Source organism: Alcaligenes sp. RM2, from assembly GCF_052931795.1.
Window position 1 is genome coordinate 1,084,153 of the sequence record NZ_JBRFIO010000001.1, and the last position, 26,951, is coordinate 1,111,103.

General features: G+C 54.2%; 30 protein-coding genes. 4 read left to right on the forward strand and 26 right to left on the reverse strand.

The features are described 5' to 3' along the window. The first annotated feature begins 52 nt into the window (after positions 1-52). Complete coding sequence (locus ACU6HM_RS04980; RefSeq protein WP_446763409.1) at positions 53-1,765, forward strand: anti-sigma factor domain-containing protein; 1,713 nt, start codon at positions 53-55, stop codon at positions 1,763-1,765. Here ACU6HM_RS04980 and ACU6HM_RS04985 read toward each other — a convergent pair. From ACU6HM_RS04985 to rpmI, 7 genes are all read right to left on the reverse strand, one after another. Further along, positions 1,740-2,552: a ferritin-like domain-containing protein gene (locus tag ACU6HM_RS04985; RefSeq protein ID WP_021446643.1), complete on the reverse strand. Its 813-nt coding sequence runs from the start codon at positions 2,550-2,552 to the stop codon at positions 1,740-1,742. The two genes, ACU6HM_RS04980 and ACU6HM_RS04985, sit on opposite strands and share 26 nt — an antisense overlap. A 68-nt stretch (positions 2,553-2,620) precedes the next feature. Next, positions 2,621-3,025, reverse strand: coding sequence for a MerR family transcriptional regulator (locus ACU6HM_RS04990; RefSeq protein ID WP_021446644.1), 405 nt, complete (start codon positions 3,023-3,025; stop codon positions 2,621-2,623). Between the two features lie 77 nt (positions 3,026-3,102). Further along, positions 3,103-3,426 carry an integration host factor subunit alpha gene (locus ACU6HM_RS04995; protein ID WP_009454385.1) on the reverse strand — a complete coding sequence of 108 codons (324 nt, stop codon included), beginning with the start codon at positions 3,424-3,426 and terminating at the stop codon, positions 3,103-3,105. Between the two features lie 9 nt (positions 3,427-3,435). Next, complete coding sequence (gene pheT, locus ACU6HM_RS05000) at positions 3,436-5,841, reverse strand: phenylalanine--tRNA ligase subunit beta (RefSeq protein ID WP_250757202.1); 2,406 nt, start codon at positions 5,839-5,841, stop codon at positions 3,436-3,438. 77 nt (positions 5,842-5,918) lie between these two features. Then, positions 5,919-6,941 carry a phenylalanine--tRNA ligase subunit alpha gene (gene pheS / locus ACU6HM_RS05005; RefSeq protein WP_009454388.1) on the reverse strand — a complete coding sequence of 341 codons (1,023 nt, stop codon included), beginning with the start codon at positions 6,939-6,941 and terminating at the stop codon, positions 5,919-5,921. Positions 6,942-7,011: 70 nt separating this feature from the next. Continuing rightward, positions 7,012-7,371 (reverse strand): 50S ribosomal protein L20, encoded by a 360-nt coding sequence (rplT, locus tag ACU6HM_RS05010; RefSeq protein ID WP_009454390.1) that lies wholly within the window; start codon positions 7,369-7,371, stop codon positions 7,012-7,014. Between the two features lie 16 nt (positions 7,372-7,387). Then, positions 7,388-7,585 (reverse strand): 50S ribosomal protein L35, encoded by a 198-nt coding sequence (gene rpmI, locus ACU6HM_RS05015; RefSeq protein WP_003800367.1) that lies wholly within the window; start codon positions 7,583-7,585, stop codon positions 7,388-7,390. Positions 7,586-8,450: 865 nt separating this feature from the next. Between rpmI and ACU6HM_RS05020 the strand changes: the two genes are divergently transcribed. Next, complete coding sequence (locus tag ACU6HM_RS05020) at positions 8,451-9,218, forward strand: hypothetical protein (protein ID WP_009454393.1); 768 nt, start codon at positions 8,451-8,453, stop codon at positions 9,216-9,218. 74 nt (positions 9,219-9,292) lie between these two features. Then, on the forward strand, positions 9,293-10,072 hold the full coding sequence (locus ACU6HM_RS05025; RefSeq protein ID WP_446763410.1) for a hypothetical protein: 780 nt from the start codon (positions 9,293-9,295) through the stop codon (positions 10,070-10,072). A 109-nt stretch (positions 10,073-10,181) separates the two neighbouring features. Here ACU6HM_RS05025 and ACU6HM_RS05030 read toward each other — a convergent pair whose 3' ends face one another. The 14 genes from ACU6HM_RS05030 to ACU6HM_RS05095 form a co-directional block, all read right to left on the reverse strand. After that, on the reverse strand, positions 10,182-11,705 hold the full coding sequence (locus tag ACU6HM_RS05030; RefSeq protein WP_336972463.1) for a YifB family Mg chelatase-like AAA ATPase: 1,524 nt from the start codon (positions 11,703-11,705) through the stop codon (positions 10,182-10,184). Between the two features lie 107 nt (positions 11,706-11,812). Continuing rightward, positions 11,813-12,454 carry a pentapeptide repeat-containing protein gene (locus tag ACU6HM_RS05035; protein ID WP_336972461.1) on the reverse strand — a complete coding sequence of 214 codons (642 nt, stop codon included), beginning with the start codon at positions 12,452-12,454 and terminating at the stop codon, positions 11,813-11,815. Positions 12,455-12,583: 129 nt separating this feature from the next. Further along, on the reverse strand, positions 12,584-13,738 hold the full coding sequence (locus tag ACU6HM_RS05040) for an MFS transporter (RefSeq protein ID WP_336972509.1): 1,155 nt from the start codon (positions 13,736-13,738) through the stop codon (positions 12,584-12,586). Positions 13,739-13,825: 87 nt separating this feature from the next. Next, a complete protein-coding gene (locus tag ACU6HM_RS05045) occupies positions 13,826-14,113 on the reverse strand; it encodes an accessory factor UbiK family protein (protein WP_009454398.1) in 288 nt (95 codons plus the stop codon). 107 nt (positions 14,114-14,220) lie between these two features. Next, positions 14,221-14,706 carry a hypothetical protein gene (locus ACU6HM_RS05050; RefSeq protein WP_446763411.1) on the reverse strand — a complete coding sequence of 162 codons (486 nt, stop codon included), beginning with the start codon at positions 14,704-14,706 and terminating at the stop codon, positions 14,221-14,223. 318 nt (positions 14,707-15,024) lie between these two features. Continuing rightward, entirely contained in the window at positions 15,025-16,737 is a 1,713-nt protein-coding gene (gene ptsP, locus ACU6HM_RS05055) for a phosphoenolpyruvate--protein phosphotransferase (RefSeq protein ID WP_021446646.1), read from the reverse strand. 60 nt (positions 16,738-16,797) lie between these two features. Next, positions 16,798-17,067 (reverse strand): HPr family phosphocarrier protein, encoded by a 270-nt coding sequence (locus ACU6HM_RS05060; protein ID WP_003800381.1) that lies wholly within the window; start codon positions 17,065-17,067, stop codon positions 16,798-16,800. A 35-nt stretch (positions 17,068-17,102) separates the two neighbouring features. Beyond that, a complete protein-coding gene (locus ACU6HM_RS05065) occupies positions 17,103-17,510 on the reverse strand; it encodes a PTS sugar transporter subunit IIA (RefSeq protein WP_009454402.1) in 408 nt (135 codons plus the stop codon). Continuing rightward, entirely contained in the window at positions 17,507-18,469 is a 963-nt protein-coding gene (gene gshB / locus ACU6HM_RS05070; RefSeq protein WP_446763412.1) for a glutathione synthase, read from the reverse strand. Before gshB ends, ACU6HM_RS05065 begins: the two co-directional genes overlap by 4 nt. Before the next feature lie 128 nt (positions 18,470-18,597). After that, a complete protein-coding gene (gene infC / locus ACU6HM_RS05075; RefSeq protein ID WP_080584954.1) occupies positions 18,598-19,122 on the reverse strand; it encodes a translation initiation factor IF-3 in 525 nt (174 codons plus the stop codon). A gap of 46 nt (positions 19,123-19,168) precedes the next feature. Next, entirely contained in the window at positions 19,169-21,091 is a 1,923-nt protein-coding gene (gene thrS, locus ACU6HM_RS05080) for a threonine--tRNA ligase (RefSeq protein WP_369326775.1), read from the reverse strand. 231 nt (positions 21,092-21,322) lie between these two features. Beyond that, a complete protein-coding gene (locus tag ACU6HM_RS05085) occupies positions 21,323-21,568 on the reverse strand; it encodes a putative hemolysin (RefSeq protein WP_446763413.1) in 246 nt (81 codons plus the stop codon). Between the two features lie 591 nt (positions 21,569-22,159). Next, a complete protein-coding gene (locus tag ACU6HM_RS05090; RefSeq protein WP_446763414.1) occupies positions 22,160-22,330 on the reverse strand; it encodes a hypothetical protein in 171 nt (56 codons plus the stop codon). A 42-nt stretch (positions 22,331-22,372) separates the two neighbouring features. Beyond that, positions 22,373-23,311 (reverse strand): carbohydrate kinase family protein, encoded by a 939-nt coding sequence (locus ACU6HM_RS05095; protein WP_021446651.1) that lies wholly within the window; start codon positions 23,309-23,311, stop codon positions 22,373-22,375. A 258-nt stretch (positions 23,312-23,569) separates the two neighbouring features. Between ACU6HM_RS05095 and ACU6HM_RS05100 the strand changes: the two genes are divergently transcribed. After that, positions 23,570-23,863 carry a hypothetical protein gene (locus ACU6HM_RS05100; protein ID WP_003800394.1) on the forward strand — a complete coding sequence of 98 codons (294 nt, stop codon included), beginning with the start codon at positions 23,570-23,572 and terminating at the stop codon, positions 23,861-23,863. 39 nt (positions 23,864-23,902) lie between these two features. On the opposite strand, the gene ACU6HM_RS05105 is transcribed toward ACU6HM_RS05100, so the two are convergent. From ACU6HM_RS05105 to ACU6HM_RS05125, 5 genes are read right to left on the reverse strand one after another with little or no spacing between them, the layout of a single operon-like run. Next, the gene (locus ACU6HM_RS05105) at positions 23,903-24,142 is read right to left on the reverse strand and encodes a putative hemolysin (RefSeq protein WP_009454408.1); all 240 of its coding nucleotides are present in this window, start codon (positions 24,140-24,142) and stop codon (positions 23,903-23,905) included. Positions 24,143-24,187: 45 nt separating this feature from the next. After that, positions 24,188-24,718: a WG repeat-containing protein gene (locus tag ACU6HM_RS05110; RefSeq protein ID WP_369326771.1), complete on the reverse strand. Its 531-nt coding sequence runs from the start codon at positions 24,716-24,718 to the stop codon at positions 24,188-24,190. A gap of 49 nt (positions 24,719-24,767) precedes the next feature. Further along, positions 24,768-25,526 carry a class I SAM-dependent methyltransferase gene (locus ACU6HM_RS05115; protein WP_009454410.1) on the reverse strand — a complete coding sequence of 253 codons (759 nt, stop codon included), beginning with the start codon at positions 25,524-25,526 and terminating at the stop codon, positions 24,768-24,770. 23 nt (positions 25,527-25,549) lie between these two features. Continuing rightward, positions 25,550-26,002 carry an NfeD family protein gene (locus ACU6HM_RS05120; protein WP_009454411.1) on the reverse strand — a complete coding sequence of 151 codons (453 nt, stop codon included), beginning with the start codon at positions 26,000-26,002 and terminating at the stop codon, positions 25,550-25,552. A gap of 14 nt (positions 26,003-26,016) precedes the next feature. Beyond that, positions 26,017-26,943 (reverse strand): SPFH domain-containing protein, encoded by a 927-nt coding sequence (locus ACU6HM_RS05125; RefSeq protein ID WP_009454414.1) that lies wholly within the window; start codon positions 26,941-26,943, stop codon positions 26,017-26,019. Positions 26,944-26,951 lie beyond the last annotated feature (8 nt).

Below are 26,951 nucleotides of genomic sequence, written 5' to 3' on the forward strand. Positions count from 1 at the left end.
GAAACTGGCGCAGACACAGTAAAAATAGCGCCCGATACCAGACATCTGGCTCATGAATCCCTTTACCGTGCAAAATCCATCCATGCCGTCTTCTTCTTTTTCGTATTCTTCTTCCCTGGACCAGTTAGCCGCACAGGACAGCCAGGCGCTGGATGTGCTGTACGACCAGGAAGCCCCCTTGATGCTGGCTTTGGGCCAGGCCGTGTTGGGCCGCCGCATTGATGCCGAAGAGGTTCTGCGCGATAGCTTTGTTTTGTTATGGAAAAACGCTGCCGGCTATGACCCCGATTTAGGCGAAGGGCGCGCCTGGATTTACAGCATTCTGCGGTTCAGGCTACTGGCTCGCCTGCGTCAACGCGCGCAAAGCGGCGATAATAATTACGCCCTGCCTGCCATCAAGCCGCAAGCCGGACAGCGTTTCATCCCTGCCATGGGCAAGCTGGATGGCACCAGCCAACGCGCCATGATCCATGCCTATCTGCACGGCAATAGTTACGAACAGTTGGGCCCTCAGTTGAACCGCTCCCCCGCACAATTGCGTGCTGTGGTCCAGCATGGCTTGCAACAGCTCACTCCCCTGATTAATGAGGGCAACGCCAACGATCCACGCCATGCAGTGATGATTGGCGAATATACCTTGGGGCTGCTCAGCCAGCATGAATTGGCCCAAGCCCACACCCTGATGCAGCAAAATGATCAGGCAGCGCGTCTGGCATTGGCTTGGGAGCAAGCGTGGCTGGAGCTAGTGGACTGCCTGACCCCAACAGTGCCTGCCCCCACCAGTCTGGCTCACATTCACCATACCCTGGGCTTGCCTCCACCTGCCGCACGTCGTCAGGCTGGGAGCACAAGCAGTCCGGCTGCTGAAGCTCCCAAATCGGCAAGCACTGGCAACGCCAGCACAAGCGCTCCAGCTATCAAAGCAGTGCGCCAGGAACCTAGTATCAAGATCAGTATTTCGGCAGACCAAAGCACTAAAGCGGAAGCTGCCACTCGCACTGAACCTCGCTGGTCCGCCAACAGCTCGAACGACAAGGCTGACGATCACACACCGCCCTTCCCCACCTTGCTGCGTGCAGAGTCCGACCCAGCCACCAAAGCAGCTGCTGTCACAGCCGAAGCAGCGCCCACAGCACCAGCCAAGGTCGCCGACAAGATAAAGCCCATCAAAAGCGAGCCTGAGTCAGTCACCTTAGAGAAAAAACGCAAACCCGAACCTGTTGATGGCGAACGCAAGTCCCGTGGCTTTGCCATGCCCATGCCTGTTTTGTGGGGCGGCTTGGCTGCGGTCGTGATTCTGGGCCTGGTGATTGCCCTGCTCATGAACATGAACTCGGAACCGCCTGTCAATGTTATTGAGATGAAGCCACGTCAGGCGGCTATCCTGCAGGCCCCTGGCCAATCCTCTACTCCGGCCTGGATTGCAACAGTAGACCCACAAGGCAATGTCCTGCTGGTGCCCAAGGTCAGCACTGAAGTCAAAGCAACGCAGTCGGTGCAGCTATGGACACACACCCCACGCGGCACACAAATTCGTTCATTGGGTTTGATTGATCCCAATCGCCCCATCACCGTTCCTGCGGCCTTGATTGGCACCGTAGAAGATGAGCAGATTTTTGAGATGACACTGGAAACCGAAGGCGGTTCCAATAGTGGTGCACCGGAAGGCCCCGTTCTGTATATTGGCCGCATCGTAAGCTTTGGGCAGCTGGATAACCTGCCCAAGCCCAACACGGAAGCTAGCTCGTCGGCAACCCGCTCTTAAAAGCGGCATCCAGCCGTTCCAGCTCGTCGATTTCCTCGACAGTGAAGCCCGCCTCCAGGCGGGCTTCGCGATTAAAGGGGCCGCGCAAACGCGGTGCGCGATAGCGCTGCGCCAACTCGCCATACGTAGCAAAATCAGGCAAGCCTTGTTCCCGGCAGACTTTGCGATACCAGTAATTTCCCAACGCTACATGCCCGACCTCATCGCGCAAAATGATGGCAATAATCGCGGCGGCTTTTTCATCGCCAGCATCCAGCAACTTCTTATGCACCAGGGGGCAGGCATCCAGCCCCCGTGCTTCCAGAGTACGCGGCACCAAAGCCATACGCGCCAGCAGATCAAAGCGTGTTCGCTCTGCCATCTCCCACAAGCCGTCATGGACAGGCAAATCCCCATAGCGGACACCCATCGTTTGAAGATGATCGCTCAGCAGCTCAAAATGCAAAGCCTCCTCCACCGCCACCTGTAACCAGCCCGCATAGAATGCGTCGGGCAAACCGGGATAACGCCACAAGACATCCAAGGCCAGATTGATGGCATTGAACTCAATATGCGCCAAGGAATGCAATAAGGCTGCTCGCCCCTGGATCGTACGCACGGACCGCTTGGGAACATGCTGAGGGCTCACAAAACGCAAACCCTCGGGCCGTCCCGGTACGCCGGGCGGCTCTTCCAAATGCTCATCTGCCCCTACGGGCAAGCCATGGGCAATTGCTCGTACTGCTGCCAGCTTGGCAGCCGGCTCTTGTACTAACAAAGCCTTTAGAGCCTGACTACGTAAGTTCACTGCTAATCCCTTCCATGAAAAAAGGCCGGCACCAAGGCCGACCTTCGTTCCTGCTTAGCAACCCCAGATTACTGAGCCGAGCCAGGATCCGTGATTGCCAAGGCTTGATCCAGCATTGCCTGGATCTGACCCAAGTTGGTGCGCAAGGCCTGCATTTCCTGACCGGTCAGACGCACAGCGGCTTCCTGGTCAAAAGGCATATCCGGACCATCGCCCAGACGATTGCGCGCACCACTGATCGTAAAGCCTTCGTCGTACAGCAAACCGCGAATCCGGCGTATCAGCAGCACCTCATGGTGCTGGTAATAACGTCGGTTACCGCGTCGCTTGACGGGCTTTAACTGCGTAAACTCCTGCTCCCAATAACGCAGGACGTGGGGCTTGACCAAGCAAAGCTCGCTGACTTCACCGATGGTGAAATACCGCTTGGCAGGGATAGGTGGCAAGGTCGCCGTCTTTTCGTTTGTGCTCATAGCCACTGATGCTCATCGACAATAGGAGTGATTTTACACGTTCAGTCAGGCAAAACTGTACGCAAACGTACCAGGCTTCAGTCCTGGTCATCCTCGGGCGCCACTGGCGCCCCTTCGACTACACTTTTGAGCTTCTGACTGGCGTGGAATGTCACCACGCGTCGCGCCGAAATCGGGATGACTTCACCCGTTTTGGGGTTGCGACCAGGACGCGGGGGTTTGTCCCGAACCTGGAAATTACCGAAACCGGACAACTTGACCTCGACACCATCGGCCAGGGAGTCGCGGATTTCGGCAAAGAAAGTATCCACAATATCTTTGGCTTCGCGTTTATTCAAGCCAACACGTTCAAACAAGAGTTCGGCCAGATCCGCCTTGGTCAGAGTACGCTCTACGTTCATTGTGTCTCCTTATGCTCGTGCCCGTGCGCCATGCGCAGACACCAGTGCCGCCAACAATGCATCCAGGCATTGCTCGACGCGTTCATCGTCCAGCGTGCTTGCGCTGTCTTGCAGCCAGAATCGAATCGCCAGACTCTTTTCCGATGCATCGTTCTTGTCGCGCCAGACGTCAAACAACTGAATATCTTTGACGATAGCCGCTTGCGGTGCCGTGCTGCGCACCTGGTTCAGTGTATCCAGCACAGCTTGATAGGATACGTCCTTATCCAGCCAAACCGCTAGATCTCGTTGCACAACGGGTTGCTTGGATACTTCCTGAGCGTGTACCACTTCGTCGTGAGAGATGGCATCAACGTCCACCTCAAAGACGACCGGCGCTTGATTCAAACCAAATTCGCTCAACCACTGAGGATGGATTTCACCGATCCAGCCTATGGTTTTACCATCCAGTTTCACACTGGCGCTACGGCCTGGGTGCAAGGCCGGGTGAGCTTCAGGCTCGAAACGGACTTGAGCAGCACGTTGACCCAGCAAAGTTTCCAGATCGCGCTTGACGTCAAAGAAGTCGACAAGACGATCGGGCTGTCCCCACTGCTCGGTCACAACAGGGCCCCAGGCTGCGGCGGCAATGCGGTTGGGCTGATGGATACCGGCCACGGTCAACGGACCATTTTCTTGAGAGGCATCGCGCATGAAGACGCGGCCAAACTCGAACACACGCACGCGCGACTGACGGCGGTTGGCGTTGCGTTCAATATTGGCCAGCAGACCAGGAATCAGGCTGGTACGCATCACCGCCAACTGGCTGGCAATGGGGTTCAACAAACGGATAGGGTCAGCCTGTCCGTTAATATCTTTTTCCCAAGACTCTTGCACAAAGGAGAAGTTGATCACTTCCTGGTAGTCCTGGGCGGCCAATATAGCGCGCAAGGCGTGCGGACCACGCAAGGACTCGACTGGCACACGCATTTGTGCAGCAGCGACCGGAGGCAGATCAGGAATATTTTCAAAACCGTAGATACGGGCAACTTCCTCGATCAGGTCTTCTTCAATCGTCAAATCGAAACGGAAGCTGGGAGGATTGACCGTAAAGACTTCGTCAGCCACCGAGAAGTCCAGGCCCAACAAGGTGAAGATGCTCTCCACCTGCTTTTGATCCAGAGGAATACCCAGAACACGGCGGCAACGCTCCAGGCGCATGGCAACGGGCTTGCGCTCGGGCAAGGCCACAACCTGGTCATCCATAGGTCCCGCTTGGCCGCCGCAGATTTCCAGGATCAGCGCTGTGGTGCGTTCCAAATGCTGGGTAATGGAGTCGAAGTCCACGCCACGCTCGAAACGGTGGCTGGCGTCGGAAGAAAACTTGTAGCGACGGGCACGGCCCATGATGGCTTCTGGCCACCAGAAAGCGCCTTCCAGATACACATCCGTCGTATCCAGTGTGACAGCGCTTTGTTCGCCGCCCATGATACCGGCCATGCTTTGCGGCACATCGTTAACCGCAATCACACCCACATCGGTATCCAGCTCGACATTCAAACCGCTCAGCAGCTCCAGCGTCTCGCCTTTACGTGCCCAACGCACTTCCAGACCAGCCTGTACGTGCTGCAAATCGAACACGTGCGTAGGACGGCCCAGTTCCAGCATGACGTAATTGGAAATGTCCACCAATGCGGAGATTGAACGCTGGCCACTGCGCTCCAGACGAGTTTTCATCCAGTCCGGGGTTTTGGCACGCGCATTGACGCCACGAATCACACGCCCGGCAAAACGGCCGCACAAATCAGCGTCTTTCACGGTAACGGAAACACGATCCTCAATCGTGACAGGAACAGGAGTGAAGTCTGGCAGTGTCAGTGGCTCGCCAGTCAGGGCGGCTACTTCGCGTGCCACGCCCAGCACGGACAGGCAGTCCGCACGGTTAGGCGTCAATTTCAATTCGATAATCTGGTCGTCCAGATCCAGCAGTTCGCGCAGGCTCTGGCCCACGGGCGCATCAGCATCCAGTACCAGCAAACCATCGTGATCTTGCGACAGACCCAGTTCGCGACCCGAGCACAACATGCCGGCGGACTCCACGCCACGCATTTTGACCGGGCCGATTTTCATGCCACCGGGCAGCTCTGCACCCACACGTGCGACCGGGATCTTGATGCCTTGAGCCGCATTGGGTGCACCGCACACAATCTGCAGCAGCTTGCCCGAGCCGTCATCGACCTGGCATACGCGCAGGCGGTCAGCGTCGGGATGAGGGGCAATCTCGGCAATAAAGCCGACGACAACATTCTCGAACGCTGGCGCGGCGGCTTGAATTTCTTCAACCTCCAGGCCAGCCATCGTCAGTTGATGACCCAGTTCTTCAGTTCCCAGTTTGGGATTCACAAAGCGGCGCAGCCACGATTCGGAAAATAACATGATGCAAAGATGGAGACGTAAAACGGCGTATACCGGAACCGACCGGGCCTAAAAGGCCCAGCGGCGCGAAGTAGGAATCAACGATTGAACTGCTTCAGAAAGCGCAGATCGCCTTCAAAGAACTGGCGCAAATCGTTAACACCATAGCGCAACATAGTCAGGCGCTCCAGTCCGGAACCAAAGGCGAAACCGATGTAACGCTCTGGGTCCAAACCGAAATTGCGCACCACTTGCGGGTGAACCTGCCCGGAGCCGGAGATCTCCAGCCAACGGCCCTTGTTGGGGCCGGAGGAGAACATCATGTCAATCTCGGCGGATGGCTCGGTAAAGGGGAAGAAAGAAGGTCGAAAGCGCACGACCAGATCGTCGCTTTCAAAGAAGGCGCGCAGAAAGTTCGTGTAAACGCCTTTCAGATCGGCAAAGGAAATATCCTCGGCAATCCACAGCCCTTCCACCTGGTGGAACATGGGCGAGTGGGTGGCATCACTATCGACACGATAGGTGCGGCCGGGAGCAATAACCTTGATAGGGGCCTTATTCATGCGTGCATAACGCACCTGCATGGGACTGGTGTGCGTACGCAGCAAATAGGGCAAACCCTGCTCGTCGTTCATATCGATATAGAACGTGTCTTGCATCGAACGAGCGGGGTGATTCTCTGGATTATTCAGAGCGGTAAAATTTGTCCAGTCATTTTCGATTTCAGGGCCGTCAGCCACATCGAAACCGATAGAGCGGAAAATGGCTTCAACACGCTGCCAGGTCTGGATCACCGGGTGGATACCACCGGTGCCACGACCACGGCCGGGCAAAGTCACATCAATTTGTTCTTGAGCCAGTCGCTGGTTCAATTGTTCTGCCGCCAGGGCAGCACGACGATCGTTCAGCAGATCTTCAATTTCGCGCTTGAGCACGTTGATGCTGGCACCGGCTGCTTTTTTCTGCTCCGGCTCCATCTGGGCAAGGCCTTTCATCAAGGCAGTGATGGCACCTTGTTTGCCCAAAAATCGAGCTTTAGCGTTTTCCAGCGAAGCGGCGTCCTGAGACTGCTCAAATAAGGCCCGAGCCTGGGCAATCAGATCGTCGTGGGAGGAAGTCATGGCGTGTTACTTTCCAAAAACAAACGGAGCCCCAAAGGCCCCGTTTGTGAACTATACAGTCAGATACCGCTTAAGCAGCCAGAGCGTTCTTAGCCTGTGCAACAACAGCAGCAAAACCTGCCTTGTCTTTAACAGCCAAGTCAGCCAGAACCTTACGGTCCAAAGCGATGGAGGCTTTGTTCAGGCCGGCGATAAACTGGCTGTAGCTCATATCCAGTTCGCGGCAAGCTGCGTTGATACGGGTAATCCACAGCGAGCGGAATACGCGTTTCTTGTTACGGCGGTCACGGTAGGCGTACTGACCTGCCTTCATGACAGCCTGTTTGGCTATACGGAATACATTACCGCGACGGCCGCGAAAACCTTTGGCCTGGGCAATTACTTTCTTGTGGCGTGCGCGTGCGTTAACACCGCGTTTTACTCGTGACATGTTCGATTCTCCCTAATCAAGCGAAAGGCATCATTGCTTTTACGGAAGCGACGTCGGCTTTATGAACCTCGACGGCACCGCGCAACTGACGTTTGTTCTTGGTCGTCTTCTTGGTCAGAATGTGACGCTTGAACGCTTGGCCCCGCTTGATGGAACCGCTACCACGAACCACAAAGCGCTTGGAGGCGCTTTTTTTGGTTTTCATTTTAGGCATGAAATTACTCGACTAATTTGTGTCTGCGGGTGGTCGCCTAGGAAGCTGGCGGACACTTGTATGACCCAAAACAGGCACTTATTTTTTTCTTTGTCCGCTGCCAGAACAGATCCAAACAGGGGAAAAGCTCTTGATTATAGGGTGATCCCTGAAGGATTGTCCAGATATCAAAGGGATTTTTGTAGGAGGGCCGTTGTCGGCAGGCCATAAAGGAAAACCAGAAACAATGACCCAGCCGGATGCGCGTCAGCACACGCGATCCGCTCAATCCTTGCGGAAGACTCCACCCGCCTCTAAGCATTTCACAAGCCCTCATTACTACGGGTGATCCCAAGGCATGGATCAGCCCACGCTTTACAACACCTTGTTGTCAGTGCTTCCCCACCATCACCACCGTTCGACCTTTGATCAAACAGTCGCTGCGCAGCTGTTTATTGCATGCATCGCATGCGTGGTATCTATTTTCCAAAAATCCATTCCATACCTAAAAACGAACTTTAAATATAAATAAATAACGCACAGACCGTTAATAAAATCAAAATACAACCAAACAAAAAAATAATCGTCGATTAAATAAAAAATCAATTATCTTGAAAACCAAAGCAGCCAGCACACCATAGGCAGCCAAAGCAATTCAAGTAAGATCACATATTGCAAGCCAACTCATAACTGGTAACGCTTGCAACCTTTTCATATATTTCGGAAACGTCTTTGACAATAATTTTGCAATCGACTTAACTAATAAATAACCAAAAATAAAACCAAATTAAAAATTAAGGTCTTTTAAAAATCGATTATCTCAAAAGGAAAATCGAAAAAGACTTTTTGATGCAGTAAAAACCCTTTTTAATTTCGGAGTATTACCATGAGCACGATTACTGACCACAAGCAGGTATTGGCATGGATTAACGCCCTGGACATTCCCGACGCCCCGGCCGGCGGCAACCGTGTAACCGCACGAGCGACCAGCAGTGCCGACGAAGATGGTGCCGTCGTTGCCAAAGCCAGCATCCCTTGCTTTGTCAGCGGACTGACCGAACAATCCCGCGCCGACGTGCAAAACAGCACCTTGTTGATGCAACTGGCCGCTGACAAGAAATACCCCAACGAAAATGATCGCGAAAAATGGTTCAAGTTTTACTCGGATGGGCTGACCAACCTGGGCTGGGGTAGCAGCAGTAGCTTCTTTGAACGCTTCCAACCCAAGAATACGGACGTCACCATGGACCAGGTCGTACTGGAGGTGATACTGACAGTGGTTAACAACGTCAATAATCCGCTATACAAAATCGCCCAGGAAACATTCGGCGCCTTGAACAAGCCTGCCAATCAAAAACCCATGAAGCTGTTTGACCACAGCAGCACCAAAGAAGACCGCGGCAAATTCCAGATTCTGCCTGCTGGCCAGGACCAGCACGGCACCGTCAGCATGGTGCTGACCGCCATCAATGCACGGACCGACATCCAATCCGGCAGCTTCCTGTTCTGGAAATGGAGCAAATCCACCGCTTGGCTCTACCGCGCAGCCAACCTGATTGTGCTCAATGAATCGGTGTACTCGAAAGTACGCCAGGCAGTCATCGACAAGCTCGGCGATAACGCCGTGAACTTTGTGCTGGATCTGGATATTTAAGCACTGAATCAAGCCCGGCCTGTAAAGCCGGGCAGTGCGCTTGCAGACACTGGATTCAACAAAGGAGAATCAAGATGGCTTTTTCTACTGAGCAAACCTATGTGGTGTCAGGCAATCTGATTTCTGCCACCACGGAAGACACCAATACGCTGAGCTATGAAGACTTTATCCATTCCAACCTTTTGGCCCAGATGGGCGCCGATAAAAAACTGGGCTCCCGCTTTGTTGACCCCGCAGGCTGGCTGAGTTTTTTCAAGAATACAGTAGGCAATCTGTTCTGGAACCTGAGCGAGCAGGGAACCAGCACGCTGAAAATCTCAGCCGGTACCGCAAGCATCACCGTGCTGCAAATACTGGAGCAGAGTTTTTTCAAACGGCTCAACCAAGCGCAAATCGATAGCGCCACGGCAAGTGTTGATCTGTTTAGTCAACTCTCTGAAGATGATCCTGCCTTCATCCTCTATAACGCGAAATCACATGCCCAGATCTCTGCGGCTACCAAGGTGAACAAACCGCCCCAAAAAGAGACTTATAGCGTCAACTTGCAAATCAGTATTGCCCATACAGGGTCGGAAATCGCACTGTGCAATATTTTCTTCCAAACCAGCCAGGCAGTCAGCGACGAATTATTCACACAGAAATTCGCAATCAAAAATCTGATTGGAAACATTAATGTGTTTTATTTAAAGGCTCTACTCTCCGAGACCAATTACGGCCACATCAGGCAACAAGTTATCGAAAAGCTGGGTGAGAACATCAACACCAATATTGTGCTGGTAGCCGATAACAGCGATAAGCCCTCCCCCCCTTCCCCCACAGAGGCGCGCAGTTTCATACGCAGCCTGAAAATTTAATCAAGCAATGCACAGGCCAACCATGGAAGTCATGGCGCCTGTCGCCCTCAGCCTACAGTCAGCCCAATCCTGCCACACCTAGCGACACCCGCCTTCTTCTTACCTCGATTCAAGGCAATTCAGGCCGGAACTGCAATGCTTCCGCGATATGAGGTCTGGCAATCTGCTTTACTCCGGCCAGGTCCGCAATTGTCCGCGCTACCCGCAAGACTCTACCCTGCACTCGCTCTGACCAATGCCAGCGCTTGCGTGCACTGGCCAGTAGCTGCAAGGCCTCCGCAGACAAGCCCCCATGCTCTTTCAAACCTGCCACTGACAGACGAGCATTTCGTACCGCCTGACGTGCCAACTGCCTCTCGATCGCCTCCTGTACCCGCAGCCTGACCTGACTGGACGCCTGTGCTGCTTGATCACGCTCCGGCTCGGACTCGCTTAAGGTCACCAAAAGATCAATCCTGTCCAGCATCGGTCCCGACAAGCGCTGCCGATACAGCTCCCGTTGAGCAGGAGAACACCGACACGCCCGATGACGGCTCGCCGCCCAGCCACAGGGACATGGGTTCATGGCAGCCACAAACTGAAACTGCGCCGGAAAAACCGCTTGCTTCTGGGCACGAGAAATATGCACGCAGCCCTGCTCCAGCGGTTCGCGCAACGCCTCCAGTGAACGCCGACTGAACTCAGGCAACTCATCCAGAAACAGTACGCCATGATGAGCCAGCGAAACCTCCCCCGGTCTTGGGCGGCTACCACCTCCAATCAAGGCAGGAGTAGACACACTATGGTGTGGGGCACGAAAAGGGGGTCGCCTGCTGAAAAAATCCTGTTCCTGCACAAAGGAATACAAGGCGGCTACTTCCAGCTGAGCGTATCGCTCCAGGTCTGGCAATAGACCCGGCAGACGTTGAGCCAGCATGGTCTTGCCCACACCCGGCGAGCCATTCAACAAAAGGCTATGGCCACCCGCAGCGGCCACTTCCAAAGCACGGCAAGCCAAAGGCTGCCCCAGCACGTCCGACAAGCAAAGTTGTTGGCCATCATTCCACTCTTCTGACCACGGCCTGGCCAATGCGGGTTCCGGCTCCTTGTCCCCTCGCAGATACCTCGCCGCCTCTGCCAAACTGGCAACCCCGTAGACCTGCAGGTCAGGAACATGGGCCGCCATTTCTGCACTCTGCGCAGGCAAAAGCAAACAAAGCTCCGGATGCCGACGCGCCATACCCAGGGCAATCGTTAGCGCACTCTGCACAGGAACCACGGCCCCTGTCAAAGACAACTCCCCGGCCATGACATAGCGCTCCAGACCGGTGATCGCTTGCTCACGCTGCTTGTCATCCGGGCGGCTCAGCTGGCCGCTGGCCAATAAAATCGCCAAAGCCACGGGTAAATCAAAGCGCCCCGAATCCTTGGGCAAATCAGCAGGCGCCAGATTGATAGTCAGTCGGGCTGCAGGAAAGTCAAAGCCACTGGCCTGCAAGGCGGCCCGTATGCGCTCCCGGCTTTCGCGAATACCGGCATCGGGCAAACCAACAATATGGAAGGCGGGTAATCCTGGAGCGACATGCGCCTCGACACGCACGTCGATAAAATCCAGGCCCGACAAGGCACAACTGTTCAACACGGCCAAGGACATATGCCCTTCTCCCTTTCCAAGGCAAACATTCAGTCTGCCCGTCGGGAAAAATAAGCTCCAGATGCCTGCCTTAAAACATCACTGCGTACTTGTACGGCCCCAGGGTCTTACTGAACCTGCACACCCATGGAACTGACCAGCTGGACGGCCTGCTCTACGGACAAACATGCGCCTTGGAAAGAGTTATTCAAGTCGTACAAGGTGATGCTGCCCAGTTCCACACTGCGCAGGTCTGCTCCCTTGAAGTTCACCCCTCTCAAGCTGGCGCCCCTCAAGCTGCCGCCTTCAAATACGGCATCCTGAAAATTGCAGCCGCCCAAGTCCGCATCGGAGAAATCCAGTTGCACCAGATTTTGCTTACGGAAATTAATGGCGCGCAAAGTTGCACCCACCAGCTTGCACTCGCGCAGGCTCAGGTCCAAACCACGGGTTTCGTTGAAAACAGCACCGCTTAGCTTGGAATCCTCGATCTGCAAGGAAGCGATCTGGGTGCGCACCCACTTGCTCAAGTGCAGATCACAAACACTAAAACGCGCCGAACTGAGATCCGCCAAACTGAAATCTGCTTGACCCAACTTGCAACGCTGCCAGATCGTGTCTTGCAAATGTGCCCGTATCAATCGGGCATTCAAAAAGCTGCAGCCCGAAAACTGCGAACCATCCAGCTCCAGACCCGACAGATCCTCATCATCAAAACTGCAGTTCTCGAAACTCAAAGACTCATGGGAGACGGCCAAAAGATCAGCCAACTCATCTCTTGTGATCGGGACATTACTAACGAGCATACTGCTTTCCCTTCCAAAAAAACTGAGCCAGCTTTATTGAGCTGGCTCTTTCATGATCTCTTTCATCTAATCCGACGCTGATCTGAGCAAGGCCTAACGGCCATTGGGCAGACCCAAATGCGACAAGCGCCAGGCAATGATCAAACCCAAAACGGCAAAACTAACCGTCGCGACCCAAGCCCACTGCCATCCACCCAACGCATGTACAACCGACGCCACAACAGGGGGGCCCACAAACTGACCCAGTGAAGAACATTGCTGTACCCAGCCCACCGAGGTCGAGGTGGTCTCAGGCGAAGGTGCTGCCGTGACCGACAGGAAGAACAAGGTAGCTGGAATCAAGCCGCCCACAATCGAAAACAACAGGATGGCGACAAACTGAACCACCAAGCTTTGTGTCAGCCCGAACGCAACGATGGCACATGCGATCATACCCAAGTAGCCTGCCTGCAGCAGCCTATGAGGTGGGATACCGGCGTGCAAACAGCGCCCTGCCCCCAGATTACCCACGACATTCCCAGCAGCAATCAAGGCTGTCAGCAAACCGGCGGTGCCGACTGCTATCTGCGCCTGATTGTAAATAGTGGGCATGAAGCCCACGACTGCCGCCCATTGCGCCGCGTACACACCAAAGGCCAAAGCCAGCAACCAAACCCGGCCGGAGCTTAAAGTCGTGCGCAGCAGTCTGGTCCAGCGATGAGCAGAGGTATGCTGCGCCGCACTTCTGGTTTGAGTCTGAGAATCCGGTGGCACCAGAAGGAAGGTCAAAATCATGAAGATGGCTGTCAATACACCGAGAACCACCCACAAGGTACGCCAGGAGCCAACTGCCAACCAGGCAGCGCCAGCCCACAGCATCAAGACCGCCCCCGCGGGCATGTAACAGCCCCACAAACCCATGACTCGGCTCAACCGCGCCGCATCAGTAATACGTTTGATCAAGGCGGGAATGGGCAGTACCACCATCAGAAAGCCGCAGCCTTCTATCATCCGCCCCAACAAAACCAGAGCGCTATGTTCAAACAAGGAGCCGATTAACGAGGCCAGACTCAAAATACCCAGCCCCGTCAAAATGCAGCGACGCAGACCAATTTTCTCGGAGATCAGGCCTATGCATAGCCCCAGCAACATCCCGGCCATTTGCACGCTGGCCAGCAGAAAACCTGCCTGCACCAGATCCATGCCCAGTTCGCGCTGCATAAAAGGCAAGGCCGGGGGTACTTTCCACACATGTTGTGCGGCGCACACCCCGGTCAAGACCAGAAAAACAGCAATAAAAAAGGGGCTGGCCGATTGTTTACCCCCAGGCCTGGTGACTGTATTCAAATGAAGTGATCAGCCTTGGCTGCCCTCTTGAGCAGAGGTGTCACCATCTTGAGGAACAGGAGTTTGCCGCCCTTCCAAGGCTTGCAAACGTGTTTCCAGAGCCGCCACACGAGCCAGTGCGCGTTCCAGCATCAGCTTGTAGGTATCAAACTCTTCACGAGTAACCAGGTCCATACGGTTGAAGGCCTGACCCATAAAGGCTTTTACATTGCGCTCAATATCGGCAGCCGGACTTTTGGCGATCAGCTCCGAGACGTTTTTTTGCAGATCTTCCAGCCATTCGCTACGATTAATCACGGTCCCTCTCCTTAAAATATTGACACTACCAGCAGTATAGAAAAAGCGGGTGCCAAAGGCACCCGCTTTTTGCATTTGGCCAGACAATCAGCCGAATTATTCAAGCCTTAAGGTTTGGCTTGTTCCGAAGGCACGGCAGATGGCGAGGAGTCAACACCATTACCCAGCTTGTCCTGGATGGCTTTGTCAGCCTTGGCAGCGCCGTCTTTAATGGCATCGCCCGTACGGCTGGCAGCATCGGCTATTGCATCCTTGGCTTCACCAGCTTTTTCAGCGACTTTATCGCCAGCAGCCTTGGCATCTTCCTTCAAGGAGTGGGTATTTTCCTTGGCGTTCTCTTTCTGTTCCTCTGCTTCTTTTTTGACGTCGTCAGCAACTTTAGCGGCGTCCTGCTTCAGTTCTTCCGTTTTTTGCTCCAGGGACTTGTCAGCCTCTGGTGCGGGTGGAGTGGCAGGTGCTGTCGATTGTGGAGCAGCGACAGGAGCAGGTGGCGCGCTCGTAGCGGCTTTGTCGTCCTCTTTGGAACACGCAGCCAAAAGAGTCATCGAAGCAGCAGCGGCCATGACAGCAAAATGAGCACGAGTCAGTTTCATAAGATTTCCTTCCTACTATTCCAAGGTCGCTAGATAGAATGGGCCGATGCCTGGTGCGACTTCCGGCTCGGCCTTGGGTCTGTTACAACTCCCCTAGAAGCCATTCTATCGGTGCTGAGCACACAGACCAATCTATTAGTGTAAATCCTGATTTCAATTATTCTGACGATATAGCTCAAGCTTCATGACAAACCCTTTAACAACAAGCATCTAGAGAGCGAACAGGTCCAGATACGTTGTTACAAATGGAATCCCTCGTAGGACTACAGCTGGGCTTTGTTACATATTTGCCAACTAAATTGGCCTGTTTTCAATTACTTAGGCGGCTAAGGTAGCCAGATCGATGCGCTCGGCACGGTTCAAGGCACTGGCCACTTTCACGCGCAAGGCATTGGAATGCGATAGGCGCACTTCTTTTTTCACATCCAGCAGTTGCTGCGGATGCATGGAAAATTCTTTCAGGCCCAGCCCCAGCAACATGCGAGTCACCGAAGCATCCCCCGCCATTTCCCCACAGACCGCCACCGGTTTGCCAGCACGATCAGCCGCATTGATCGTGTGTGCAATCAAACGCAAGACGGCGGGGTGCATGGGGTCGTACAGGCTGGCAACCTCGGCATCGCCCCGGTCTACAGCCAGAACATATTGAATCAAGTCATTGGTGCCGATGGACAGAAAATCCAGTTCCTGTACAAAGGGCTCAATGGCAATGGCTATGGCGGGCACTTCCACCATAGCCCCCAATAAATAGTTGCGTGCGAATGGGGTACCGGATTTTTCCAGTTCCCGAGCTGCCGACTCAATAGCCTGACGACTGGCATGCACCTCGTTCATGGAGGAAATCATGGGGATCAAAATACGGATTTGTCCATGCAAGCTGGCACGCAACAAGGCGCGTAGCTGGGTGGCAAACATCTCGGGCCTGTCCAGACAGTAGCGAATTGCACGCAAGCCCAAGGCCGGGTTAGTCGCTACCGTGGCATCTCCATCCAGGGTTTTATCGGCCCCAATATCCAGTGTACGGATAGTGACGACCTTGCCCTTCATGGCTTTTACTACACGGGAGTACGCTTCGTACTGTTCCTGCTCGGAAGGCAAATCCGTGCGTCCCATGAACAAAAACTCGCTGCGGAACAAGCCAATGCCATCGGCGCCCGCTTTCAAAGCCAGCTCCGCCTCCTCGGGAAGCTCGATATTGGCTTCCAGGCGGACGTTAATCCCATCCAGCGTCATCGCTGGCGCATCCAGCAACTCTTCCAGTTCAGCCCGTTCGCGACGATAAGCTTCCTGACGCTCCCGGTATTCGGCCAACACTTGCTCCGACGGATTCACAATTACCGCACCCGAGAAGCCGTCCACAATCAGAAAGTCGCCATCGCGTATCAGACTGCGAAAGCTGCCCAAACCCACTACAGCAGGAACACTCAAGCTGCGAGCTACAATCGCTGTATGCGAGGTGGGCCCACCCAAATCCGTCAGAAAACCGGCGAAATGACCACCGCGCAAGCGCAGCATATCTGCCGGGGAAATATCGCGTGCTACCACAATCAGCGGCTCTTCCTGAGCGGCTGAAAAACCAGGCAGCAAAGCAGGCTTGCCTGCCAGAACGCGCAATACGCGCTCGATAACCTGGCGCACATCAGCACCACGCTCGCGCAGGTATTCGTCTTCCATTTGGGAGAACTGCTCAACCAGCATCTGACCTTGCGAGGTCAGAGCCCATTCTGCGTTGTAGTGACGCTCGGCAATGATGGCGCAGGTTTGCTGCGTCAGCATGGGATCGTCCAGGAGCAGACTGTGCACCGTCAAGATAGGAGCTAGCTCGCGTGGTGCATCCACAGGCAGCTGGTCCACCATGGCACGAAGTTCGTCACGAGTACTGGCCATGGCGCTAAGCAGGCGCTGGCTTTCAGAATCGACGTCTTCGGCGGCAATCCGGTAATGAGGGACTTCCAGTGCTGCTGCGCTCATTACCACGGCCTTGGCAATGGCGTACCCCTTACCGACTGCTTGACCTTGAGCGGTAAACATCGCGGACAAATCAGACGCCGGGGTTCGAGCTGCAGCACTATTCATGACCAGATTTCTTCCTTATTCGTTTTCACCAAACTTGGCGTCAAACAACGCCTGAATATCATTGAGGGCCTGATCGGCATCGTCACCCTGGGCATCGACAACCACAGTGACCCCCATTCCGGCGGCCAGCATCATGACACCCATGATACTTTTTGCATTCACGCGCTGAGAGCCACGCGCGATAAAAATCTCACTGCTATAACGGCCGGCCAACTGGGTAAGCTTGGCTGCTGCCCGTGCATGAAGACCTAATTTATTACTGATCGTGATGGATACGCTAGGCATAGGGGCAACTGGAAAAATGAAAGTGAAAATTCAAATTAGCAATGGCAGTCGGCGTGAACAATGCCACGCAATGCGCCTGCCATGACATCCTGAGCGAACTGCTCGGGATTGTCACGTCGCTCGGTCAAGGCTTTCAACACCATGCACATATTGGTGCCGGTCAATAAATAAGCGCCCTGCCCTTGATCTTGCAAAGCTTGCTGGACTCGACGTGCCACGTTAAAGGGGGTGGCACCGTAAAGATCACACAGTATCAGTGTGGCGGGCGAGTCCGGCGCTTGCGTTTGCAACTGCCCCAGCAAGCGGTCCACCGCCGTATCCGTGCATTCGTCGGCCTGAATGTCAAAGACAAACAGATCTGGCTTTTCGCCCAGGACGTGCTCGGCACAGCTGGCAAACGCGCTGGCCAGGGGCTCGTGCATGATCAAGGCAAGGCGAATCACGCGCGTCCCGTCGCTTTTTCGACGGCCTCGGCAAAACGCTGTGCAACATCAAAGCCGGTCTGTTCAGTAATTTCAACGAAACAGGTTGGGCTGGTCACATTGATTTCCGTGACGTAGTCACCAATCACATCCAAACCAATCAGCAGCAAGCCACGTGCGGCCAGCACAGGGCCCAGGGTACGGGCAATGTGCCAGTCGTGTTCGGACAAGGACTGAGCAACCCCGCGACCACCTGCGGCCAGATTGCCGCGTGTCTCGCCGGCCAGGGGAATGCGAGCCAGGGCGTAAGGTACAGGTTCGCCGTCAATGATCAGGATGCGCTTGTCACCCTTGACGATTTCAGGGATGTAGCGCTGCGCCATAATGGTTTGCGTACCATTGGCTGTCAGCGTTTCCAGAATCGCACCCAGGTTGGGTTCGGGATCTTGCAGACGGAAAATACCCATGCCGCCCATGCCATCCAGCGGCTTGACGATCACATCCTTGTATTCCTGGTGAAAGGCGCGCAAGCGGGCCATGTCACGGGTGACCAAGGTGGGTGGGGTAAATTCCGGAAATTCGGTAATAGCGAGTTTTTCAGGGTGATTGCGAATAGCCTCGCCTGAATTGAATACCTTGGCCCCCTGCTCCTGCGCAAAACTGAGCAAGTGCGTGGAATAGGAGTATTCCATATCGAAAGGCGGGTCTTTGCGCATGATGACTGCATCAAAGACATTCAATTCCTGCTCGGTGGCAGGCTCGGGATGTGTCCACCACGAAGGCGCACGCAAATCGGCATCGGCAGCAATACTGACAGCCTGACTGCGCGTACGAACCCGACTTTGGGAAATGTACAAATCAGACTGCAAGGTCACGCTGACGCGATGACCACGCGCCAGAAATGCACGCATCATGGCAACGGAGGAATCCTTGTAAGCCGACAGGCTGGGCAAGGGATCAATGATGAATAAAACGTGCATATGACACCTAGAGAAAAACGCCTTTGCAGCCGAGCTGCAAAGGCGATTGTGCCCGACCCGCTACTTGGGAGCGAGTCGAGCGACGCATAATGCTCCTGGGCGGATCCAGGCAGTATCGTGCAAGAGTATCAGGACGCTTTCTTGCGAGGCGCCAAGACCATGACCATTTGACGGCCTTCCAGCTTGGGCATGGCTTCAACCTGACAGATTTCGCTGACTTCGTCGCGAATCCGTTCCAGTACGCGCATACCCAGTTCCTGATGAGCCATTTCACGACCACGGAAACGCAAGGTCACTTTGACCTTGTCGCCATCATCAATAAAACGCTTCACATTACGCAGCTTGACCTGGTAGTCGCCTTCGTCCGTACCAGGACGGAATTTGACTTCCTTGATCTGAATGATTTTTTGCTTGGCCTTGGCTTCTTGTTGGCGTTTCTGTTCCTGATAGCGGAATTTGCCGTAATCCATCAAACGGCACACCGGTGGTACAGCCGCAGGGGCGATTTCCACCAGATCCACATCATGCTGTTCTGCCATTGCCAAGGCGTCAGGCACCTTGACGATACCTAGCTGCTCACCCTCGACTCCAATGAGTCGCACCTCTGGAATACGAATTTCACCATTGATGCGATGTTTTTTCTCGGTTGCGATGTCGAAAACTCCTAAAAATGTCGATAAAAACGATAGCGTTCCTGTTTTACTGACGGCTATCGATCTCTTGCTTCAATCGTGCTGAAAAATCGGCTATTGGCATGACGCCCAAGTCCACGCCACCACGCGCACGCACGGCGACTGCGCCGTTTTCACGCTCTTTTTCACCCACGACCAGAATATAGGGCACTTTTTGCATACTGTGCTCACGGATTTTACGAGTGATTTTTTCACCACGCAAATCAGAGGAGGCACGGAATCCCATTTTCTTCAGGTTTTGCGCCACGGATTGAGCATAATCGGCTGAACTTTCGGAAATGCAGCATACCACCACATGCTCAGGAGCCAACCAGGCAGGCAAGGCACCGGCGTGGTTTTCGATCAGCATGCCGATAAAGCGCTCGAAGGAACCCAAAATAGCACGGTGCAACATGACAGGCACACGACGCTGATCATGGGCATCCACATACTCGGCGCCCAAACGGGCTGGCATGGAAAAGTCCACCTGGATGGTGCCACACTGCCAATGACGACCAATGGCGTCTTTCAGCGTGTACTCAATCTTCGGACCGTAGAAAGCACCCTCGCCTTCCGAGATCTCGAACTCGCAGCCGGTACGGCGCAAGCTTTCGATCAGGGCTTGTTCAGCCTTGTCCCAGACCGCATCGTCACCGATGCGCTTTTCTGGGCGAGTAGCCACTTTGTACAGAATTTCGGTAAAGCCAAAGTCCGCGTAGACGGCTTGCAACTGAGCAGTAAAGGCAGCGCACTCGTCTTGCAGTTGGTCTTCGGTACAGAAAATATGGCCATCGTCTTGGGTAAAGCCGCGTACGCGCATCATGCCGTGCAAGGCACCCGAGGGTTCGTTACGATGGCACTGACCGAACTCGCCGTAGCGGATAGGCAGTTCACGGTAGGAATGCAGACCGGAATTGAAGATTTGCACGTGACCGGGGCAGTTCATGGGCTTCAAGCCATAAACACGATTCTCCGACTCAGTCGTGAACATGTTTTCAGCGTAGTTGTCCCAGTGGCCAGTTTTCTTCCACAACGACAAATCCAGAATTTGCGGTGCTTTCACTTCCTGGTAGCCATTGTCCTGATAGACACGGCGAATGTATTGTTCGACCTGTTGCCAGATCACCCAACCTTTGGGATGCCAGAAAATCAGACCAGGGGCCTCTTCCTGGAAGTGGAACAGATCCAGCTCACGGCCCAGTTTGCGGTGGTCGCGGCGCTCGGCCTCTTCCAGCATGGTCAGATAAGCTTGTTGATCTTCCTTGGTCGCCCAGGCAGTCCCGTAAATGCGTTGCAGCATTTCGTTATTGCTGTCGCCACGCCAGTAAGCCCCGGCTACTTTCATCAGCTTGAATACTTTCAGCTTGCCAGTAGATGGCACGTGAGGGCCACGACACAAGTCAATGAAATCGCCTTCGCGATACAGGCTGATCGGCTCGTTGGACGGAATGGAGGCAATGATCTCTGCCTTGTAGTCCTCGCCAATGCTCTTGAAGAACTCGACGGCATCGTCGCGCAACCACTCTTCGCGGGTAACCACTTCGTCTTTCTTGGCCAGTTCCGCCATTTTCTTTTCAATGGCTTCCAGATCCTCGGGCGTAAAGGCACGCTTGTAGGAAAAGTCGTAATAAAAGCCGTTGTCAATCACCGGGCCGATGGTAACTTGGGCATCCGGAAACAAGCTCTTGACCGCGTAAGCCAGCAAGTGAGCAGTGGAGTGACGAATCAAATCCAGACCGTCAGCGTCCTTGGCGGTAATGATGGCCAAATTGCTGTCCTGGTCGATCACATACGAGGTGTCCACCAGACGCGACTCGGTGCCGGGCGTGCCGACACGGCCAGCCAGGGCGGCGCGGCCCAGGCCAGTACCAATCGAGTTCGCCACTTCGCTGACGGAAACCGGGCCCTGAAACTCTCGCTGGGAGCCATCGGGCAGTGTGATTCGGACCATAACACTTCCTGAAATAAAAAACGCGGCCTTGAAAAAGCCGCGCTTTTGAATTGAACGTTCTTGGAAAGCAAACGAAACGCTACGCGGCCACGGCTAGATTTGCCGACGGGTAGTTCGCGTTGAGTTCATAAGATTCTGCTTCCCAAATAACACATTTGATTGGATAAGTTTATCACCTTCGCCCGCTATCGCGGCGTTGTATCGCCACAAAAACCACATTTGGCAAAGAATTCAGTCCATCCGGGGATACCAGCTACGGTAAAAGGCCCATTCTTCGGATTCGGAACCATCTTTCATCAAGCAGGTTCCGTAGGCACCACGCTCACTTTCATGAACAATGGTTTGCCCGCCCATGCGCTGACAAAAAATGGAAGCCAGATTGGCCTGCCCGACTGGTTTGGTGGCCGTTTGGGGGGAACTGGCGCATGCCGACAACATCAAAGAACCTGCACAGGCAGAAACTAAGCGGAAAAACATGATTTCCTTCTCCTTGACCTGATGTTTGCTGATGCCTGACAAATCATTCGAGATGAAGACTGTCCAGGCCGCGTCTGCTGTTAGCGCAGGGTTAAAACCCTCAAGCGCTGGTCGCGAAACAGATCGTGGAAGTAGCTTACTACACTTGTTTGATATGAAAAGTGTGCGAAGGCAAGCGTGCAACAAAAGCAACACGGCAGGTAAAAGAAGCTGCTGAAATCAAGCGTAAATATCGGTGCTTTATTGCAAAGCACGACAAGGCTGGGTGTAGATCAAGAGCGATGCAGCCAAAAAGACAACAAAATAAAGCCCAAAATACCGCAGCCAGCCAGCATTAATACCATAGGTACATAATCGATCAGATTCGAGGCATTAATCATGGCATACATCCCAAAGTCCCAACTAAAACAAGCTTGAGAATATGGTAGCGGGCCACCATCAAAACATGAAGTCAACGATTGTCAAGATCCGACACAGAGACAACACAAAGACTAGGATTAGACTACATAAGCTTACTTTTGCGGCAAAAATCTTCGCAAAAGCGCATAACATGCAACAAAATGCCAGGAAGAGACGTTTTGTGCCTGCCCCCTATCCATTGAGCATTGTGAAAATGGCGTAAACCACAGGGACAGCCAAGGGGGTAATCATTAATAAAGCCGTATCACGCTTCCATGTCCTGGGACGGGTATAACAGAGTGTGACTCCCAGCAGGACTGTCACCAGCAGATACAAGCCAATAATAATGATAGTGGCTGCCATATCCTCTCCCCTTTGTGATTTGTTTTGCTGTGCTTTTGGTACTTACAAAGTCAGAGCTTGCGCTGCGTCTTGTCCGAACATGGGTGGAAAGGTATTGGCCGCCCACTGCCCTAATCGTGCCGCCGCTGCCTGGCTAGCCAACTTTAGGGCTTCTGATGGCTCCAGCCCCCTTTTCCAGGCCAGGGCAAAGCTGGATAAAAAGGCGTCTCCTGCCCCCACCGTTGAGCACACCGCCACCTTGCACGCAGGTTCCACATACTGCTGACCATTAACAGCCAACACCGCCCCCTGCACACCCAAGGTGATCAGCAAGGCTTGTTGAGAATGGTGTTGCAGACGCGTAGCCAGCTCGCACGCTTCCTGAATCGATAGCTCCAGCTGAATATCGGCACCCTGAACGCCTGCCAGCATTTGGGCCTCTACTGCATTCAAGCCCAGCACATCTGCGCGTGCGTAGACCTGCTTGAATCCCTGACCTTGATGCTGCAAACACGCCACGCTGGGATTCACTACCAGGCAGGCCGAAGTATCATTTCTGTCTGCCAAGGCCTGCGCTAAACTTTCCATAGGCTGCAAGGCCAAGGGAGCCACATAAATCAGGTCCGCTTGCAGATCTTGAGCCTGAACACGCAGGCAGGCATTTGCCCCACGTCGTGCCAGCACCGAAGCACTCCCGGACGGTTCAACCAGAACGATGGCTTTACCGGTGGGCTGATCAGAACAGACCTGCATGCTGCTGACATCAATCCCCAACTGCTCGATATGTGCACGCAAACGATCACCCAGGCCGTCTCGACCCAGTGCCCCAAGCAGGCGAACCGATTCTCCTTGCTCCATGAAGCTCGCTGTCGCATTAAGCGCCCCACCACCTGGATACAAGTCGATCGAGCCCACTTCCTGTTTGTCACCACGCGCCAGCTCGGCTGGCATGCCTGAGACCACAATATCAACGGTAATACTGCCAATCGCTACAAGCTGCACCCTGAACCTCGGCCATGAAAAAAGAGAGCATGAATCTGCTTGGAGCAGTATACCCACGGGCGCAAGCAGATAGTCTATGGTGGAAAATCAGGGCTGGGCCAGTCGTGCAAAGTCGAACAAACGCACACATCTTTTCAGCCTGTTTGGGGGCGCAGAATAATCCGACTAATAGTTGATGCAACAGACATCACAAAAATCTGGCTCAAGATAAAAAGACATGCTAAATTACTGTTCATCCATACAGCAAAAAGAAGCATCATGTCCTATACCATCACTTTGCACGACGCTCCTTCCGATATCACCGAACGCGGCCGCCGCGAGGCTGAGGAGCGTTTTCGCCGCAGCTTAGAAAAAGTCATGCAAGGCCCGGAGGCCGTGGTCCAGGCCTATCGAGCGTGGCAACTGGCCGAAGAAACGGCAGAGACGGAATTGTCCGGGGAAGACATTGCCCTGGCCAAAAAATGGATTGCCGCCGCCACGCGCGCCATGAGTGATGGCTTTCGTGATCTGGGCGAGTCCGAAGCGTACTTTGAGGTCCGTATCGAACGCTAATATAAAAGCCAGCAAATAGCTGGCTTTTATGATCTGGCATCAGGACTTTGCCGAAGGGTGGTCACGGCGCATCAACTCCCACTCCTCGATCACCGTGCCATCCGGCAAGGTGCACATGCCCACTTGCCCTGTTGGTGTGTTGACGATATCCAAACGCCCGCCCTTCTCCACGCAATAAGCCGAGGCCGGATTGGCAATTCCCACGGGTGACTGTGTCGAGGCTTGATTGGCGCAAGCAGCCAAGACGCCGACCAGTCCCAGGATTCCCCATTTATTCATCGTGTTCTCCGGATAAATTCTGTACTGCAGTGTACTGTGCACGGACTAGTTTTCAGGTTGATCTTTTGGTGCTGTCAAAGGATTGGAAATATTTTCCCAGTGCTGGCAGTGAACTGAATGGTGTTCACCGTGTGGAATGAGCTTGCAATCCATGCCGACCTTGGCTTTGCCATCCACAAAAGGAAAGGCGAAATCGTAACGGGCCGGAATCCAGATTTTCAGTGACTGGTCGTGAAAGCCCATCTTCCCCTTGGCGACGAAACGGGCCAGACCTTCTTCAAAGTAATCAGGGCCGTTGTCGTAAATAAAGGGACGCAGAACTGCTTCGCCCCTTTCATTCACATAAACCCAGCCTTGTTCATCCTGTATCAGGCTTTGCCCTTGTGCGATGGGGCTGAATACAGGTAGTAGAACCAATATAAAAGCAGATAGGGCTGAAAGAATCCGTCGTCCGGATCCAAGCCCAGCAGCTTGCAATCCTGCAATTGCGGTTGCGGTTGCGGTTGCGGTTGCGGTTGCGGTACCAGTATCCACGCATGAACCTATGCCATTGCTCATATCGCGTACGGTTTCCACCTTAGCCACCACACTGATACGATTACTGGCTCCAAGCCCAGTCCCAGTCTTACAACTTGCGCGCTTCAAACGAAATAATCCCGTCAGTATCCTGAGGCGTCTTGCCATACTGATACCCGCCAGAAATGACGATCTCGCCAAACCCCAACTGCTCCAGTGCCATTCTCAGTTCCTGAACGCCCCACCACCGCAGCGAGAACTGTTCCAGCTGGGTTTCCAACAAGACACCATGCTCCCACAGCTCGTAGCGATGCATTTCGCGAGTCACCTGGGCGCAGTAGTCTTTTTCCAGGGCGGTGGCATTCAGGGTAATCAGTCCATGCGGAGGAGCTGACCAGGTCCGCATACCAGACTGCACACTCACAATCGCCGCCACCGGGTCCAGATCCAGCAACAACCGCCCACCTGGTTTCAAGCTGGCGTGAAAACGGCTTAACGCAGCAATGCCCTGCTCAAACGAATCCAGAAGCTGAAAAGAGCCAGCTGGCACCACAATCGCCTCCAAAGGACGATCTGCGATGAAATCCGTAAAACCTGCCAACTGAAGCGTGGTCTTCAGGGATCTCAATTCCAGTTCACGCTGGCAATAATCCAGCATTTCCTGAGACAGGTCAAAGCCATTCACATCCAGCCCCGCCTGCAGCAAGGGAATCAGAATGCGCCCTGTACCTACTGCGGGCTCCAGAATGGGCCCACTTGTGCCCTGCAAGCGCTCCAGGTAGTACTCCACATCACCGAAAGAGCGTCCTACCGGCTTGTCCAGGTGATATACCAAAGAAGCCAGCTTGCCATAGCGATTGTTCATCATTGTTCCATACCCTACTATTTCTCTTACTCAACAGCCTGAACACGCATTTCAGCGCCTTCCACCGCCAAGACCACAACCGCAGTGCCCTGCTCCAGATTTTGGGTCGCTGTGGCACTGTAATAACTATCGTTAAGCCGAATACGCCCCCGGCCGTTCACAAAACTTTCGCTGACCTGCGCGCGAGCCCCCACATAGGCGCTCAAGCCGGTATTCAAAATATCAGGCTGATTGGCCCGGCTGCGCCGTTGCCAACGCACACCAACGACCACCCACCCCAACATGGCCACGGCCAGAATCAGCCATTGCAACCAGGAGGGAGCATCCGGCCAGGCGGCGGCAAACAAGCCCACCGTCAAAGCCCCCAAGCCCAGCCACAGCAGATAGACGCCAGAGATGACGACCTCGGCAGCGATCAGCACGACGCCAGACACCAGCCAGTACCAAAAGGAATCAAAAATGAATGACAAGATCAGCACCTCCAGCTAACCGCTTAGCCTTGTCCCAACTTGCTGCCGGTGGTCTTGAGCAGCTCGGTCACACCTGCCACCGCACCGGTAATGCCGCTGGCCTCCAAAGGCATCAGCACCAGCTTGCTATTGGGGCCCGTACCCACATCGCGCAAGGCTTCCACATACTTCAGGCCCACAAAGTATTGCAGGGCTTGTACATCACCGCTCTTGATGGCTTCGGACACTTCGCGGGTTGCACGGGCTTCGGCCTCGGCTTCACGCTCACGCGCTTCAGCACGCAAGATAGCGGATTGCTTTTCACCCTCGGCACGCAACACAGCCGCTTGCTTCTCCCCTTCGGCTTGCAGCACTTCGGCTTCTTTCTGGCCGCTGGCCTTGGTCACGGCAGCACGACGATGACGCTCAGCCGTCATCTGCAGATTCATGGCTTCCTGTAACTCGGGAGCCATATTCAAATCACGGATTTCCACGCGGGTAACTTTCACCCCCCAAGGTGTCGTCGCTGCATCCACCGCTGCCAGCAGGCGATCGTTAATCACTTCGCGATTGGACAGCATGTGATCCAGTTCCATCGAACCCAGGACCGAACGCAGGTTGGTGGTAGTCAGGTTCACAATCGCCATTTCCAGGTGATCAATTTCATAGGCAGCCTGGGCAGCATTGTCGATGCGATAAAACACGACACCGTCAGCCGTCACGGCCACGTTGTCGCGGGAAATCACATTTTGCGAGGGAACATCCAGCACGGATTCCATCATTTTGAGCTTGCGGCCCACGCGGTCCATAAAAGGCACCAGCAAGGACAAGCCGGGTGTCAGGGTGCGGGTGTAGCGACCAAAGCGCTCGACCGTCCATTGCTGGCCCTGAGGCACAACTTTGACCCCAGCCATCACCACGACCACAGCCAAGAACGCCAACATCACTACAAAAGTAAAGGAGCCACTCATGTCGTCAC